This window comes from Streptomyces sp. NPDC057486, from assembly GCF_042802415.1.
In the GTDB taxonomy this organism is placed as follows: domain Bacteria; phylum Actinomycetota; class Actinomycetes; order Streptomycetales; family Streptomycetaceae; genus Streptomyces; species Streptomyces yanii.
Window position 1 is genome coordinate 1 of the sequence record NZ_JBHVEE010000190.1, and the last position, 15,501, is coordinate 15,501.

Below are 15,501 nucleotides of genomic sequence, written 5' to 3' on the forward strand. Positions count from 1 at the left end.
GCACGCTCGCTGCGTTGTCGGGGTCGTCCGAGTACGTCCGGTACGAGGGCGACCCTCCGCCTTGCGATCGCACGCACCGGACGCCGCCGGGCCCATCCTTCGGGCGGACGGCGGGACTTCCGACACACGCCCTAGTGCAAGGACAGCTCGCCGACCGTCTCGCTCCCACTCGTTTCGCCTGTCGGCCGGAATCCGAGCCCAAGGTAGAAACCTTCGGGGCCGTCTTTCCCCGGGTGCCAGGTGGTGGTCAGGCGGGTTCCGCCGCGGCGGCGGATTTCGGCAGCCACGGACTCGACCGCGAAGCGACCGTAACCCCGACCCTGCTCACCGGCTGCGATGTTGAGGCGCCAGAGGCCGGATCGGATGTCGGTGCCCGTGCCATCGCCTGGCCAGTCGATGTCGAAGAAGGCCAGGAGAAAGCCGACGGCTCTGTCGCCGTCATGGATGAGACGGGGCCAGGCTATGCCGGGATGGACGTATGCCTCGGCCAGAGACTTCACGACTGGCGCGACCAAGTGTTCTTGTTCCGGGCGGACCCGCAAGCCGATCGCGACGTCGAAGTTGTCCGGGGTGATCTTCGCCAGACGGAGTGTGCTCGTCATGACGGAACCATAAGAGGTCGCGCAGACAGGCGCGGTGGCTGACCCCGGCAGCAGTACGGGCACAGGTGTCGGCGATCACGGAGTTGCGACGCTCTGTGATCAGCGGGGAGACCTGTGCCTCTACGGGCATCATGGCTGACCGATCCGCTCCGGGGCCAATGCGCCGCCCTGCTGCCGGAGCGGCCGGTCTACGCGCCTACCCGTCCGCAGTGGTGCCCCGCCCGGGAGGGTGCGGTCCTGACGTGACCGCCTGCCCGGGGAGTCGCGTCCTGTGGCCGGAGGCCGGGAAGCCGTTGCTGATCCCGGTGCGGAGAAGGCCCCACGTACGGAGGTCCTTCCATGACCGACAACCGACAGGCGCGTCACCGATCTCCCTGCTGAGGAGAGCCAGGCCGGGCCCGGCGGCGTGAGGACTGGCGGGGGTGGAGGACCGCCGGGACCGTCAGGGCGCCGGGGGGTGGTGGCGGGGCGGTGGGAGACAGGCGGGAGACCAGGGCCGTCACCGCGGTCTCGGCGATCGTTGCGGGGTGCAGGGTCACGGTGCTCACCGGCGGATCGTTCTCGGCGTAGGCCCGGTCCTCGCTGGCGCAGACGAGGAGGAGGTCATCGGGGATCCGCAGGCCGTGGCGGGCCGCCGCGGCCAGGACGTGGCGGCCGCCGCGGTCGTAGACCGTGTAGACCGCGTCGCAGGCGCGGGCGGCGAAGACCGGGTCGAAGCCGTGGCCCGGGGTGTCGTACGGGTCGAAGGTGATGAGCAGTGGCGTCCGGCCGTGCTCGTCGCACCACTGCTCGTACGCGCGGGTCACGGCCCGGGTGTAGTGCTCGTCGCCGTACCCGGCGTGCAGGGCGATCCGCCGGGCGCCCGAGGCCGTCAGGTGGCCGAGGACCTCGTGGGTGGTGGCGGTGTGGTCGTTGTCGACCCATATGTCCCCGGGCTTCGGATCGATGGGTCGGCCGTCGAAGACGAGCGGGATTCCCCGGGCGCGCAGGGCACGAAGCACCGGGTCGTCCGTGGGGCTGTCGAGGAGCAGCATGCCGTCCACGCTGAGGGTGTGCCACAGCGTCTCGGCCCCGCGGGCGGCGGGGAGGATCGTCAGGGCGTAGCCGTGGGCGTGCGCGGTGGCGGTGGCGGCGGTGAGGAGCCGGGCGAAGTACGGGACTTCGAGAAAGTTCCAGGCCGATCCGGCGTAGGTCGTGACGGCCATGCCCAGGGTCCCCCCGGTCCGCGGGGTCCGCCGGGAGCCGTAGCCGAGCGCAGTGGCCACCTCGCGGACCCGGCGGCGCGTGGCATCGGCGAGCCGGCCGGTTCCGTTGAGAGCGTGCGAGACGGTTGCGGTGGAGACCTCCGCGGCGCGTGCCACATCGGCGACGGTGGGCCCTGACATGGCGTCATCCTACGGATTCCGTCGTACGGGGCGGGTTCTGGTTACGGCGTTAATCAAAGAGGGTCCGGCCATTGCGAATGCAGCCCAACCCTTGGAGTGGTCATGTCTTCTTCTCTCGCCCGGCGGACCATGCTCGCCGCGGGCGCGGTCGGACTGGTAGGTGCGGCGGCCGGCCCTGCGGCCGCCGCGCACCGGAGCTCCGCGCACCGCAGTGCCGCGGCCCTGGTCGTCCACAACGCACGGGTGTTCACCGGACTCCCCGGCGGCCGCCCCGTCGAGGCCGTGGCCGTCGGGCGCGACGGCAGGATTCTCGCCACCGGCCGGGGCCGCGAACTGCACCGCCTCGTCGGACGGGACACCGAGGTCGTCGACGCGCGCGGGGCGACCGTGATGAGCGGCATCCACGACGGCCATGTGCACCCGCTCGGCGCGGGCAGCAGTTCACTGCGCCCCTCCCTGGGGGGCGCCGAGACGACCGCCGAGGAACTCCTGGCGATCCTCACCGGTTTCCTCCAGAACACGCCAGGCCAGGAGCCCGACGGCTGGCTGGTGGTCTCGGACTGGAACCCGATCGGACTGCTGCCGCAGGGCACCCTCCCGCACCACTCCCTGCTCGACGCCCTTCCCACCCGCCGCCCGGTCGCCCTCCTCGGGGCCGACGGCCACAACGCCTGGGTCAACGCCCGCGCCCTGCAGATCGCAGGCATCACCGCGGCCACCCCCGATCCGGTGGGCGGAAAGATCGTGAAGGGGCCGGACGGGAAGCCCAGCGGGGTGCTCAAGGACGATGCCCAGCCCCTGGTGACCCGCCACATCCCGGAGCCGAGCGAGGCCGATCTGGTCGCCGCCTGCTCCCGGGTCCTCGCCCAGGCGGCGGCCTCCGGGGTGACCACGATGATGGACGCGTCGGTCCCGCAGAGCGGGTTGGCGACGTATCAGGCTCTGGCGGACGCGGGGACGTTGCCGCAGCGGATCGTCCCCGCGATCAGGATCGACGCGGAGCTGGCGAAGGACCCGGCGGCGGCGCTCGCGTACGCCCGCGGGCTGCAGCGCACTTTCGGGCACGTGCCGGGGCTGCGGTTCGGGATGGCCAAGGTGTTCCTCGACGGGGTCATCGAGTACCCGGCGCAGACGGCGGCGCTCCTGGCGCCCTATCTGGACGGCTCCGGTCACCCGACGGACAACCGCGGTGAGCTGTATGTCTCCGGGCAGGATTACGGGCGGCTGACCGCGGCCTTCAACCGGGCGGGCTGGCAGATGCATGCCCATGGGCTCGGCGACCGCGCGGTGCGCACGGCGCTCGACGGGTACGCCTACGCCCGGCGCACGACCGGGCTGCGCGACGCCCGGAACGCCATCGCTCACCTCCAGCTCGTGGACCCGGCGGACCTGGGGCGGTTCGCCGCACTGGACGTGGTGGCCTGCATGCAGCTCCAGTGGGCGGAACAGGACACGTGGACGATGGAGGCCCTCCTGCCGTACATCGGGCCCGAGCGGCACCGGTGGATGTACCCTGCCCGCTCCCTGAAGCGGCACGGGGCCCGGCTCTCGGGCGGTTCGGACTGGCCGGTGGACCCGCTCCAGGTGTGGAACCAGATCCGTACGGCGATCGACCGCACGGGCGCGGAGGGCGATGGGCCGCTCCACCGGGAGCTGGAGGGGCTGAGCCGTACGTCTGCGCTACGGATGCACACGCACGGCACGGCATGGCAGCTGCGCATGGACCGGCTGACCGGAGCGGTCCGGCCCGGGCTGGCGGCCGATCTGATCGTTCTCGACCGTGACGTGACGGAATGCCCGGTGGCCGACATCAGCGACACCCGCGTCGAGCTGACTCTGGTGGGCGGCCGGGTCGTCCACGACGCGCACTCATCGGCGGGCCGGGCCGCGGTCGCGCGACTCGACCGGGCCGCCGCCGCGCCCCGCCCGTCGGCGTACATGGCGGTGCACGGCGGACGGCACCGGGCCTGCGGCTGCGGCGACGACCGACCGTAGCGGTCCGGCCTCCGTACGGCCGCGTCCAGCATGCGGGCCCGCTCCTGGGCCCGCATGCAGACAGCGTCGTGTGCGTGATCAGCAGGAGGTGCGTCGCGGACTGCACCGGACCGGTCCTTGCCCTTGCCGGTCGACCGGGGGCGGCCCGGCAGCAAGCACCACCTCATCGTCGACCGGCGGCACCCCGCTCGCCGTGTTGCGCGGTGACGGGAGCCTCACGGCCCTGTCCCGACTGTGTGCCATCCGGCGTTCGGCCGAAATTCGGCCCCGGTACGGGCAAGCAGATCTGGTACAACGAGGACCTGTTGGAGTCGGCGACGCACGCGTGACAGTTCGCCAAGGTGAACGGCATCCTGTACGGCGCGACCGAGTTCGACGAGGACGGCGGCGTGCACGCCTTCGACGCGGCGACCGGGAAGCTGCGCTGGACCTACAACGACAACGCCGGCGGCGTCGAGCGGTGGTACGTGATGGCGGTGGGCAACCGGCCGGCCGTGATGCACGGGAAGCGGCTGTACGCGCTACCCGCCCTGTGAAACTGGTTGCAGGGGTGGCGAGTTGGGGAACGGGCTGGTTCATGGCACCGGCCTGACGGTCGGGCACGGGTGGGTGTGAGCGCCCACCCCGTACGCGAAGTCACTGTACGGACACGCGAAGTGGACAGTGCGCGGGGCGTGCCGTCACGCTGAGTGGCGAGTTCGGGGTGTGCAGTCCGCCGCCGAGCTGTCGGGGAGGTGGGCGGCACACCGCGCAGTAGCGGGGCTGCCTCATGCCTCGTCAGCGGGGGCGTAGCCGAGGGCCGCACGGTTGATGTAGCGGTTGCCGAGGTCGGGCATCGGCGCGGGCGCCGGCTTCTGCATGGCCGTCGCTGTGGACTTCTTCGCGGTCGCCTTCTTGCCGCCCGCCCGCGCGGCGGGTATCGACTTCGGCTTCTTGGCGCTCCTGGCGGCCGTCGTACCACGTGCCTCGAACTTCTTCCGCAGCAGCGAGAGTTGCTCACGTTCCTGCGTGGTCAGGTCGGCGGGAAGAGCGTTGACGAGGGCCCCTGCCCGGCTGAGCATGTAGCGCGCCTGAGGCCGGCGCTTGGCGTTGATCGCCATGCGTATCACCCGGATGGTTTGCTGCAGTGCCTTGATCTTCGCTGCCTGGCGCCGGGGCAGCGGGAACTCGGCCCCGCTTCCACGGCGCTGCCCGGCGGCACGGGTCCTCCAGTCGGCTCCCGAGGTCAGCACGACGGCCGAGCGGGGGTTGCTGGTCTGGCTTCGACGTACCACGGGCGTTGGTTCCTTGGCTGAGGCCGACGGAGGCGGAGACGACGTTGCTCACGTTACCGTCCGGCTTTGTCCGTAGCCGACCGGTGCCGGGGGCGAGTACCTGCACCGCCGGCGACGAGAGCGGTGAACGCCGGTACGCACGCCGGAGCGGGGAGGGGCCTGCCGGGGCCGGGAGCGCGGAGGGCACCGGCCCTCGTGGTCGGTGCCCTTTCGCGTGCGCAGCTCCGCTCGGGGAGCCCTGCGGCCGGTCCCCCTACGTGGTGAGGGCCGATTCAGGTCTGCCGTCGCGTCCGTGCGGCAGGGGTGCGGACTCCTCGTTCTCGGTGGAACGTCGGGCGTGGACCCCGATCATGCCGACGGAGGTCAGCAGCGCGGCGACGGCCGCCGCCACGCCGCACACCAGGAACGCCGTGCTGAAGCCGCTCCCCAGGGCGTCCAGGGCCAGACCGTGCGCTGCGGATCCCGGGGCGCCGGGCGGCAGGCTGTTCACGGCGATGGGCCCTCCGGCCTCGGCGATCCCGCGTGCCGCTGCCACCTGACCGGTCGGCAGGTCCGCGCCGGACACGTTCGCCGCGAACGCCGACCCCGCGTTGCTGAGGGCGACCGCGCCGACGACGACAGGGCCGAGGGCGAAGCCGAGGTCGCGCAGCATGTTGGTGGTGGCGCTGGCCATGCCCGCCAGGTTCAGGGGCACGCTGTTCAGCGCCACGGCCGTCACCGAGCTGACGGTCAGGGCGAATCCGATGCCGACCAGCAGGGCGGGCGCGACGAACGCGCCGAGTCCCGGGTCGGTGACGTCCAGCCGGGTGAACAGCAGACAGCCGATCGCCATCAGGACGAATCCCGAGGTCAGCAGCCAGGACGCGGCGACCCGGTGGAGGAGCCGCGAGACGACCGGGATGAGCAGGAAGGCGGGCCCCTGGAGGAGCAGGAAGAGGATGGCGACGCGGATCGGGTCCTGATGCTGCACCGGGCCCATCCACATGCTCATCGCGAAGCAGGCGCCGAGGAAGGCGAGCATGCCGATGACGGCGACGACGGACGACACGGTGAAGGCCCGGTTGCGGAACAGCCTCAGGTCGAAGATCGGGGAGTCGGCCCCCAGTTCCACCACGACGAACCCGGCGAGGAAGCATGCGCCGAGGGCGAAGGCGAGGATGACGGGAAGGGTGGTCCAGCCCGACTCGGGCCCCTCGACGGCGCCGTACAGCACCAGGACGAGACCGAGGGCGAAGGTGATCTGACCGGGTACGTCGAGCTTGCGGCCCTCGGGCGACTTCGACTCCGTGGCCAGCACCAGGGTGAGCATCATGCTGACCAGAGCGAGTCCGACGAGCACCCAGAAGGAACCGCGCCACGATCCGACCTTGGCGAACATGCCGCCGAGCAGAGGTGAGACGGCGGCGCCGGCGGACAGGAAGCCGCTCCAGACTGCCACCGCGTGTGCCCGTTCCCGCATCGTGCGGGTGACGGCGGTGATCGCGGTGAGCGAGCCGGGGAACATGGCGCCGGCGCCCAGTCCGTTCAGGGCGGCGCCGATCCACAGAACCTGGACGGTGGGAGCGAGCGCGGCGACGACACTGCCCACGGCGACCATGCCCGTGCCGACCACGATCAGCCTTCGTCGTCCGAAGAGATCGCCGAGCACACCGAAGGTGAACTCGAAGCAGACCACGGCGATCATGAACGCGGCCGTGATCCAGGTCAGCTGGGAACCGTGCGTGTTCAGGTCCTGCTGGAAGAGTCCGAGGAGCGAGGCCGGCAGCGCGTTCGCGACCTGGGCCACGAAGACCGCGCAGCAGGCGGCAGCCAGTGTTCCCGCGTAGCCCGGTGCCCGGGCGGCCCCCGCGGTCGGGCCCAAGGACGTCGTCGTCCCGTTGTTGAGCGTCATTGCTGTTCTCCCTGGCTGGGAAAGGCGGGCGTCCCGGAAGGGGGCCCTGAGAGCGTGGAAGGGCTCGGCTCTGCGTGCGCGGTGGGGGAGAGGGGCGCGACGCGAGTCGGGCGCGATGTCGTGGAGAATGACATTCGCTTTACGCCACGTCAATGATGTGTGCACTATCCCAGATGAGCGATCTTGTTGTAAGTCCAATGATCACCCTGTCGCACCACCAGGGGTTCAGTGCTGCTCGGCCAGGTCCTTCTCCAGGGAGTGCGCCGCGGCGTCCAGAGCGGCCACCAGGGACTGGAGGCGGTGCGGGTCGTAGCGCACGCTGGGCATCGACACCGACAGACCGGCCAGCGCGGTGCCGTCCTGGTCGCGCACCGGCACGCCGACGGCGACGAGACCGCGTTCGGATCGCTCCTTGTTGACGGCGAACCCGTTGCGGCGCAGACGCCTGAGCTCCGTCCGCAGCCGGGCGAGGTCCGGGCGGTCGGCCGGGCGGTCGCGGTAGCGCTCGGGGGCGTAGACCTCCTCCAGTTCCTCGTCGGTGAGGTCGGCGAGCAGGAGCAGTCCCGCCGTGGTGCGGTGGGCCGGGAACACCATGCCCTCCCGGGAACCGACCCGCAGCGCCTGCCGGCACTCGACGCTGGCGATGAACCGGGCCGTGTCCCCGGTGCGCACAGTCAGGTTCGTGGTCTCGTCCAGAAGATCGACGACCCGGTGCAGATGGGGCAGGGCCGCGGCGCGCAGCCGCGACACGAGGGACTGCGAGTGCGCGGCGAGTTCCAGCACCGGCCCCGCACGGTAGACGCGGCCCTCGTCCTGCACGGCGAAGTCCCGGTAGACGAGCATCGCCAGGACCCGGTGGGCTGTCGACCTGGCGACGCCCAGCCGCTCGGCGATCTGCGACACGGTGGCGCCGCCCTCCATCTGCAGGATGGTCGCCGCTCGCAGCGCGTGGTCCACGCTGGCGATGGGGTACGGCGGCGGTGTCTTGAGCGGTTTGTCCATGGCATGTCCCTTCGGGTTCTGCTCTCCAGAATCTCCATGTTCTCCTGCAAGGCACGGTGCACGCTGGGTCCGCGACTCGGTCCTCCCTCGCCCCGGACATCGCCACGGGTTCCCCGCTCCGGCTCCAGGCCGTCTCCGCGGAGGGGCGACCCACGGTCACCCCGGCGCTCGAAGAGCGGTACCGGGGCTTCGAACAGGAACTACTCGTACCGCTGTGGACCGGGATCGGCGACCTGACGCCTGCCCGCCCACGCTCGCGCGCCGTGCCGCACGTATGGCGCTGGGGAGCGACTGCGGAGCCTGGCCGGGGTGCGGCCCGGCGATCTCGCCGCCGTCGTGCCGACCGGGCTGCCGGCCGAGGCGTCCGGCCCGGACCGCGCCGCGATCGGTGACGTGGTGTGGGGCAACGCGAGGGACGCCGCCGGGAAGTGCGTGAACGGGGCCACTTCGATTTACGTCGCGTCAAGGGTTGGTGCAAAGCGTATGGGGTGAAGCCGGGATGTACGCTGCGACGTGCAGTGGCGCGCTAGGATCCAGTCATGGCGAACCTACGTGAGGCGCAGAAGCAGATGACGCGCCGTCTGCTGCTGGAGTCGGGACTCGAGCAGTTCAAGACGAAGGGGTACGCCACCACCACGGTCGACGACATCGCGACTGCGGCGGGCACCACGCGAGTGACCTTCTACGCCTACTTCCCTTCCCGTAGCGAACTGATGAAGGCACTCATCGACGAGCAGCTCAACGATGCGCTGCAGCGAGTCAGTTCCCCCGAGCATGGCTCCACGGCACAGAGCCTCGTCGCCACCGTGGTCGACGGGACGCCGGAGGCGATCACGGCGTGGCTGCGGCGAACCGCTGACAGTTGGCCGGCCATCCGACCGATCATCCGCGCCGGCCGCGATGCCGCGGTGGTCGATCCAGAACTCACCGACCTGGTCGAGCGATGGATGGAGGAGGCCATCAGCGACATCGAGGACGGACTGGCGACGGCTGGGCGCTTCGAGCCCCATCAACGCCGCTTCCGGGGCGTTCTCGCGATGGCCGAGCTCGACTTCGTCGCCCAGAACTGGGATCGGGCCGACTGGAAGCTCACGCGTGACCAGATGCTCGACGAGCTCAGCGCCAGTTGGGTACGGCTACTGACCTGACCTGACCTGACCTGACCTGACCTGACCTGACCTGACCTGACCTGACCTGACCTGACCGCGCCCGCGGGACGGAGGGCAGGGACACGCTGTTCAAGCCGTACGGAAACATCGACGCGTGGCCGATCCGCCTCGGTGTCAAAGACGCGCCGTGACGTCGAAGAGCAGCGCCCGAAACCATTCGATGAAGTACTGATCAGCCAGTCGGGGGTTCCAGACCAGATCGATCCCGAGGCCGGGAAGGGGGAACGGGAACTCCTCGATCCGCAGGTCGGCGAGCGTCCGCATGGCGGCTGCGACTCGGTGGCGAAGGAGAGCGACGCCGCCCGCGCGTGCGACCAGGAAAGGTACCAACAGATAGTCGGAGATCAACTGACCGACGCGATAGGGGACACCCTTTTCCTCCAGCACCGAATAGGGGAAGACCCGCCGGTCGGTGTCGACGACGATGTGCGGCTGTGTGCTCAGGAGGTCGAGCGCGCTTGCTTCCGGTGGAGTGTCCGGTGAGGCCACCACCACACAGCGGTCGTTGTACAGTCGCTCGCGCGGATACGGTGAGAAGTGCCCCTCGGAGATCAGCACGACGTCGACGCCCTGGTCGGTGAAGGTGGCCTCGGTCGGCACCGTGATCGTACGCAGACGCAACGTGGCGCGCGGAGCACGCTCGGCCATGAGCCGCGTGAGTTGGGGGCCGACGACGAACGCCGTGCTGTTCGTCATGGCGACGGTGATGACGCGCTGATCCGTGGCGGGGTCGAAGCAGGGGAAGTTCACGACGTGTGCCGTCTGTTGCAGGGCACTGCGCAGCGGCGCGATCAGCTCCAGCGCCCTCGGGGTCAGCGTGACGCCGGTCCCCTGTCGGACGACGAGGTCGTCACCCAGCAGACGCCGCATTCTCGTGAGGGCGTGACTCATCGCCGGCTGTGACAGGCCGACTCGTTCCGCCGCCCTGGTCACCGAACCCTCCTCGAGGAGCGCGAGGAGGGGCACCAACAGGTTGAGGTTGACCGATGCCAGTCGATCCAGCCCCGAACCCGTGGTTCCCTCTCCGTCGTCGCCCATGGAGCAAACCCTACGAGGCCGGCTGGGTCATACGACGCAGTCGGGGGATCGGGATCCGGTGGTTGAGCGCCGCAGCCACGCCGGTGCCGTCAGCGTGTGACCAGCGCATCAACGCCGGCCCACCACCGGGCCCTCCCTCGACGTACGCCGGTGGCCCTTCCAGTGGCAGATGGCCCACCGCCTTGAGGCTCAGCCCGAACTGCTCGGTCCAGAAGTACGGCTGGAACCGGAGCGGCGGCGCGTCGTCGCCGCGGACAAGCGCCCTGGCGGCGACCTTCGCCTGCTCGATCGCACTGCTCCAGAGGGGGATGCGGCGCAGGCCGTACGGGGTGGGGAAGGCCGCGAGGTCACCGACGGCCGCGACGTCGGGGCGAACGAGCCCGCGCGAGTCGACCGGGACGGCACCCTTCGCCGCGAGTCCCGTGTCCGCGAGCCACTCCGTGTTGGGCACGTCGCCGACGGCGGTCATCAGAACTTCTGCCTCGAGGACCGCGCCGTCGTCGAGGACGACCCGAGCGTTCCCCTCACGCCGTTCGAGCCGAGCCGACCCGGTGTCGACGACGGTGAGCCCCACGTCCAGCGCGGCCTTGACGAAGACGTCGGCGAGGTACGGACCGAGCTGGACAGTCAGTGGCACCCCTTGGGAGACGAGGGTGACCCGACAGCCGGCGGCCAGGCACCCCGAGGCGATCTCCATGCCGAGCGGGCCTCCGCCGACCACGATGACCGACGGCCGGCCCGTCAACCGGCTCCGCAGGGACAGCGCGTCGTCGAGTCCACGCAAGGTGAGCTCCTCGGGAAGGTCGGACAGCCGTCGCGCCCGGGAGCCAGTGGCCAGGACGACGCGGTCGTACGGCAGAGCCGTACCGTCGTCGAGAGTGACGAGCCGACGATCGAGATCGAGTCCGGTCGCACGTACGCCCAGAAGTTCGGTCGCCCCGTGGCCGGTCGGCGCAAGCTCGTGCGACGACATGTCATCGCCGTCCAGCAGGAGCGCTTTCGACAGGGCCGGACGGCTGTACGCCGGGTGCGGTTCGTCGCCGACGATGGTCAGCTCACCGTCGAAGCCGGCCTCACGGAGCGTGTCGGCCGCGGTGAGTCCGGCGATCCCGTTGCCGACAACAACGACGCGGTCCATCGAGCCGCCGCTCATACGACCCTCAGCGCCGCGACCGGACACACCCGGACAGCGGCGTTCGCCAGGGCGGCGTCGGCTTCACCGACCTCCTCGCGGTCCAGTACGAGCTTGCCGTCGTCGTCGAGGTGCATGAGCTGTGGGGCGGCCTCCTCGCACAGGCCGTGCCCCTCGCAGCGGGGGCGGTCAAGAACGATCTTCATGCGGGGATCACTTCCAGGACGGGGAGCTCTTCGATGCTCCGGGTGATGTTGCTCGGAAGACGGACCTCGGGCCCGACGACGAGGCGCTCGACGCGCCGGGAAAGCGCTTCGATCACGGCGTGGGCCTCCAGGCGGGCGAGTCCTTGGCCCGCGCAGCCGTGAGGGCCGTAGCCGAACGAGAGATGGTCGACCGGATTGCGTCCGACGAGGAAGACATCCGGGTTCTCGTAGTGCCGGGGGTCGCGGTTGCCGGCGCCGAACAGGATCGCGATCTGCGCGCCTGCGGGGATGACGACCCCGTCGATGTCGACGTCCTTGGTGGCGCGCCGGCCCCAGGCGTGGACGGGAGCCCAGAAGCGCAGCACCTCGTTGAACGCCCCCGGCACCAGCGACGGATCCCTGCGGACCAGACCGAGCTGGTCGGGGTGCGAGCCGAAGAGGGCGACGATGTTGCCGATCGCCGCCACGGTGGTGTCGACGCCGGCACCCAGGTACTGGTGGATGATGTGGCCGGCCGTGTTCGGCGGGATGGCGCCCCGTGCCTCGGCGTCGAAGATGCCTCGACCCACGGACCCTTCGGCCAGGTCGGCGGCCTTGACCCGGGAGCACCAGCTGTAGAGCTCGCCGGCGATCGGGAAGCTGTCGGCCGTGCGCTGGTTCATCGGACCGATGACCTGCATGGCGGCCTGTCCCCAGCGCAACATGTTGTCGCGCACGTGGCCCGTGAAGCCGATCAGGTCCGCGACGACCTCCAGCGGGAATGCTCGGGCGAGGGCGTCGATCGCCTCGAAGGAGCCCTTCTCGGCGAGCTCTGCGACGAGAGCATCGGCCTTCGCCTCGATCCGGCCCTTGAGACCGCGCAGCGCACGCGGTGAGAGATTCTCGGTGAGCGTGGCGCGCAGTTGCGTGTGCACCGGCGGATCGGACGCGAGCGACGTGCCGGTGAGCGCCTCGTTGGCCATCGGGTTGAACCCGATCGAGGTCGAGGAGAACGACTCCCAGTCCGCGAGAGCGCCACGAATGGCGTCGTACCGCGTCAACGCGTACACGTCGTTCTTCCAGAGGTGGACGACGGAGCCCTGCTCCCGCAATTCGGCGTAAGCGGGAAAGGGGTCGAGCACGACCTCGTCGGCGAAGAGGTCGATGTCGGAGGTGGGTGGGGTGGTCATGCCGCCAGTGAAGTGGCTGGCCTCACCCACAACAAGTGAATGATTTACATGCTGTTACATGCATGCCGTTCATGCTTTCCCGAAGGGCCGCCACGGCTACGGATCGCGATGGTCCCCCGAATCCAGGGGCACTCGCGGCTTCCACGGCCGCCGATGCGACCCGCGGCCGGGCCGGCGTGGCCGTGCAGGTCGCCGCGTTACGGCACGCGCTGCTCGGCGACCCGGACCCGTGGTCGTACCCGTCGCAGTCGTCGACGAGGTCGTCGTCCCGGTCGGCTTCGCAGTGCCGGACCTGCGCCGCACGCCCGCCCGGTATCAGCCGACAAGTGGCGGCTCAGGGCATCGCGGGGAGTCTCGGCCGCGGCCCGACGGCAGCCGTCAAGCGGCCGGTCCCGACCAGCCCGCCCTACCTCCAGTCCATTGTTTTTCCTTGATGTTCGTTTCATTGACACTATGTAAACCGAATGGCTACCGTGACTGCAGCCACAGGGTGCTGTGCACCCCACCTGGGAGACGTGAGGCAGGCATGAGCGTCAAGAGCAACACCGTGAACACCGTCCTGGGCCCGGTGCCGGCCGAGGAGCTGGGCGTCGTATCGGTCCACGAGGCGCTGCTGTCGGTGGTTCCGGGCGCGGAGTACGCCTTCGACATCACCATCGACCGCGCCGAGATCTTCGAGACCCTCGCTGCGAAGCTGAAGGACTTCCGCGCCCACGGCGGCGGCACGATCGTCGACAGCACCGGCATGTTCCACGGCCGGGATGTCCGGCTGTACGAGACCCTCTCCCGCACGACCGGAGTGCACATCGTCGCCTCGACGGGGCAGGGCCCGGAGGAACTGCTCGGCGGCTACTTCCTCACGCCGCAGACCAACCCGCCGACGCCGTGGCCGGCCGAGAAGTTCGCCGATCTGTTCACCGAGGAGATCGCCGAGGGCATGGTGGTCCCGCGTGTGGAGCGACGCGGCGCCGCCGGTCTGGTGGTCACCACCGCGACCCTCGAGGGCATGACCGCGACCGACGAGAGCCTGTTCCGCGGTGCGGCCCGGACCGCCCTGCGCACCGGCGTCGCGGTCTCCATCCGCTACGGGAGCGACGCCGTCCACGACCTCGGCGTCGTCCTGGAAGAGAAGCTGGCGGCCGACCGCGTCGTCGTCGGCGGACTCGACCGCAAGGACGCCGTCGCCGCCGGTGCGCCCCTCGGAATCGCCCGCCGCGGCGCTCATGTCGCACTCGACCACGTCGGCCTGGAGGGCGAGGCCCACATCACGGATGGCGAGCGTGTCGCCCTCGTCGCCGACCTCGTGCAGGCCGGCTTCGGCGACCGGATCCTGCTCTCGAGCAACGCGACCGGGGTGGCGAAGGGCCACCCCGCGAACGACCTGCCGTACAGCTACGTCCTGACCACCTTCGTCCCGCTCCTGAAGGCACAGGGCCTCAGCGACGAGGACGTGCAGCGGATTCTCGTGGAGAACCCGCGCGACCTGCTGTCGGTGCGCTGAGCGCGCCAGCGCGAACGACCATCAATTTTCTTTCTTCAAAGGTGAGTGTTGTGTCGAGAGTGAACACCGTCCTGGGGCCGGTCCCGGCCGAGGAGTTGGGTCTCGTGGCCGTTCACGAGCACATTGGCTACGGCATGCCCGGCTCCGAGCTGGACACGAAGTGGTGGAAGGCCCCCGAGCAGCGGTACGAGGAGACCGTCCCGAAGCTGCGCACGTTCCACGAGCACGGCGGCGGCACCTTCGTCGACGCGACCGGGATCTGCAACGGCCGTGACGTCGACTACTACAAGTCGCTGTCCGCGAAGACCGGCGTCCACATCGTCGCCTGCACCGGCTTCGTCGGCGGCGACACCGCCCTGCCGCACTTCGCCCGGGCCGATGTGGACTATCTGACCCAGCAGTTCGTCCACGAGATCACCGTCGGCATCGGTGACACCGGCAGCCTCGCCGGTGTCATCAAGGTCGGGGTGAGCCGCGGCGGCCGTATGACCGATCTGGACAAGCGCATCTACCGCGCCGCGGCCCGCGCCTCGCTCACCACGGGCGTACCGATCCTGACCCACCTCGCGATCGACGCCGAGAACGCGATCGCGATCTTCGACGAAGAGGGCCTTCCCCTGGACCGCGTGCTGTTCGGGCATGTCGACGACGGCGTGAACGCCGACAGGACGCGCGATGTCTGGATCGCGGAGCAGGGCGGTCGCATCGGCTTCGACACCTTCGGCTACGAGACCGAGCTGCCGGACCCGCCGTTCTGGGCCCGCCCCCGCAAGGAGCGGCTCGACCACTTCCTCCGGTTCATCGGCGAGGGCCGACTGAAGCAGGTACTCGCCTCCGCCGACGCCAACTGCAGCCCGCTGGGCTGGCCGGGCGTGAAGGGACACACCGTCAACTACATCTTCGAGGACCTCATCCCGGACCTCCGCGCTGCCGGTCTCGACGAGGCCGCGATCAAAACGATCTTCGTCGACAACCCGGCCGACTTCCTGACCATCCAGAAGTAGAGAGAACCACCATGCAGCCCTCAGACCTGAACAACCTGAGAGCCTCCGGCAGTAGGCGCCGCGGACTTTCGTGATCGACCCCTGTGCGCCGAGCAGGCACGAGCCTGAGTGATCATCGAGTTCTCTACGCTCC

Annotated in this window: 14 protein-coding genes and 2 pseudogenes; 7 read left to right on the plus strand and 9 right to left on the minus strand. The window is 70.1% G+C overall.

Features of this window, described 5'->3' with window-relative positions:
* Positions 1–131: 131 nt before the first annotated feature.
* On the minus strand, positions 132–602 hold the full coding sequence (locus ACFU6I_RS44465; RefSeq protein ID WP_384379028.1) for a GNAT family N-acetyltransferase: 471 nt from the start codon (positions 600–602) through the stop codon (positions 132–134).
* A gap of 114 nt (positions 603–716) precedes the next feature.
* Here ACFU6I_RS44465 and ACFU6I_RS44470 point away from each other — a divergent pair.
* Positions 717–818, plus strand: a pseudogene (locus ACFU6I_RS44470) (IS5/IS1182 family transposase); the annotation flags it as partial.
* A 146-nt stretch (positions 819–964) separates the two neighbouring features.
* Here the strand turns inward: ACFU6I_RS44470 and ACFU6I_RS44475 are convergent.
* Positions 965–1,987: a LacI family DNA-binding transcriptional regulator gene (locus ACFU6I_RS44475; RefSeq protein ID WP_384379031.1), complete on the minus strand. Its 1,023-nt coding sequence runs from the start codon at positions 1,985–1,987 to the stop codon at positions 965–967.
* Between the two features lie 102 nt (positions 1,988–2,089).
* On the opposite strand from ACFU6I_RS44475, the gene ACFU6I_RS44480 reads away from it, so the two are divergent.
* Positions 2,090–3,982: an amidohydrolase gene (locus ACFU6I_RS44480; protein ID WP_384379034.1), complete on the plus strand. Its 1,893-nt coding sequence runs from the start codon at positions 2,090–2,092 to the stop codon at positions 3,980–3,982.
* Between the two features lie 341 nt (positions 3,983–4,323).
* Entirely contained in the window at positions 4,324–4,518 is a 195-nt protein-coding gene (locus tag ACFU6I_RS44485) for a hypothetical protein (protein ID WP_384379037.1), read from the plus strand.
* A gap of 231 nt (positions 4,519–4,749) precedes the next feature.
* On the opposite strand, the gene ACFU6I_RS44490 is transcribed toward ACFU6I_RS44485, so the two are convergent.
* The 3 genes from ACFU6I_RS44490 to ACFU6I_RS44500 all read right to left on the minus strand — a co-directional run bounded on the left by ACFU6I_RS44490 (position 4,750) and on the right by ACFU6I_RS44500 (position 8,149).
* Positions 4,750–5,256: a hypothetical protein gene (locus ACFU6I_RS44490; RefSeq protein ID WP_384379040.1), complete on the minus strand. Its 507-nt coding sequence runs from the start codon at positions 5,254–5,256 to the stop codon at positions 4,750–4,752.
* 253 nt (positions 5,257–5,509) lie between these two features.
* A complete protein-coding gene (locus ACFU6I_RS44495; protein ID WP_384379043.1) occupies positions 5,510–7,147 on the minus strand; it encodes an MFS transporter in 1,638 nt (545 codons plus the stop codon).
* A gap of 225 nt (positions 7,148–7,372) precedes the next feature.
* Positions 7,373–8,149 (minus strand): IclR family transcriptional regulator, encoded by a 777-nt coding sequence (locus ACFU6I_RS44500; RefSeq protein ID WP_345514242.1) that lies wholly within the window; start codon positions 8,147–8,149, stop codon positions 7,373–7,375.
* Between the two features lie 56 nt (positions 8,150–8,205).
* On the opposite strand from ACFU6I_RS44500, the pseudogene ACFU6I_RS44505 reads away from it, so the two are divergent.
* Together ACFU6I_RS44505 and ACFU6I_RS44510 are read left to right on the plus strand one after the other, a co-directional pair.
* Positions 8,206–8,509: pseudogene (locus ACFU6I_RS44505) on the plus strand (cupin); the annotation flags it as partial.
* A 179-nt stretch (positions 8,510–8,688) separates the two neighbouring features.
* Positions 8,689–9,297, plus strand: coding sequence for a TetR/AcrR family transcriptional regulator (locus ACFU6I_RS44510; protein WP_345514240.1), 609 nt, complete (start codon positions 8,689–8,691; stop codon positions 9,295–9,297).
* 135 nt (positions 9,298–9,432) lie between these two features.
* Here the strand turns inward: ACFU6I_RS44510 and ACFU6I_RS44515 are convergent, their stop codons facing one another.
* The 4 genes from ACFU6I_RS44515 to ACFU6I_RS44530 are packed head-to-tail and all read right to left on the minus strand — an operon-like array spanning position 9,433 to position 12,863.
* On the minus strand, positions 9,433–10,356 hold the full coding sequence (locus tag ACFU6I_RS44515; RefSeq protein ID WP_384379046.1) for a LysR family transcriptional regulator: 924 nt from the start codon (positions 10,354–10,356) through the stop codon (positions 9,433–9,435).
* A gap of 10 nt (positions 10,357–10,366) precedes the next feature.
* On the minus strand, positions 10,367–11,509 hold the full coding sequence (locus ACFU6I_RS44520; RefSeq protein ID WP_384379049.1) for an NAD(P)/FAD-dependent oxidoreductase: 1,143 nt from the start codon (positions 11,507–11,509) through the stop codon (positions 10,367–10,369).
* Positions 11,506–11,694: a ferredoxin gene (locus ACFU6I_RS44525; protein WP_384379052.1), complete on the minus strand. Its 189-nt coding sequence runs from the start codon at positions 11,692–11,694 to the stop codon at positions 11,506–11,508. Before ACFU6I_RS44525 ends, ACFU6I_RS44520 begins: the two co-directional genes overlap by 4 nt.
* Positions 11,691–12,863, minus strand: coding sequence for a cytochrome P450 (locus tag ACFU6I_RS44530; protein WP_384379055.1), 1,173 nt, complete (start codon positions 12,861–12,863; stop codon positions 11,691–11,693). Before ACFU6I_RS44530 ends, ACFU6I_RS44525 begins: the two co-directional genes overlap by 4 nt.
* Positions 12,864–13,389: 526 nt before the next feature.
* Between ACFU6I_RS44530 and ACFU6I_RS44535 the strand changes: the two genes are divergently transcribed.
* The gene (locus tag ACFU6I_RS44535; RefSeq protein ID WP_384379058.1) at positions 13,390–14,364 is read left to right on the plus strand and encodes a phosphotriesterase; all 975 of its coding nucleotides are present in this window, start codon (positions 13,390–13,392) and stop codon (positions 14,362–14,364) included.
* Between the two features lie 50 nt (positions 14,365–14,414).
* Complete coding sequence (locus tag ACFU6I_RS44540) at positions 14,415–15,368, plus strand: phosphotriesterase (protein WP_345514232.1); 954 nt, start codon at positions 14,415–14,417, stop codon at positions 15,366–15,368.
* Positions 15,369–15,501: the final 133 nt, after the last annotated feature.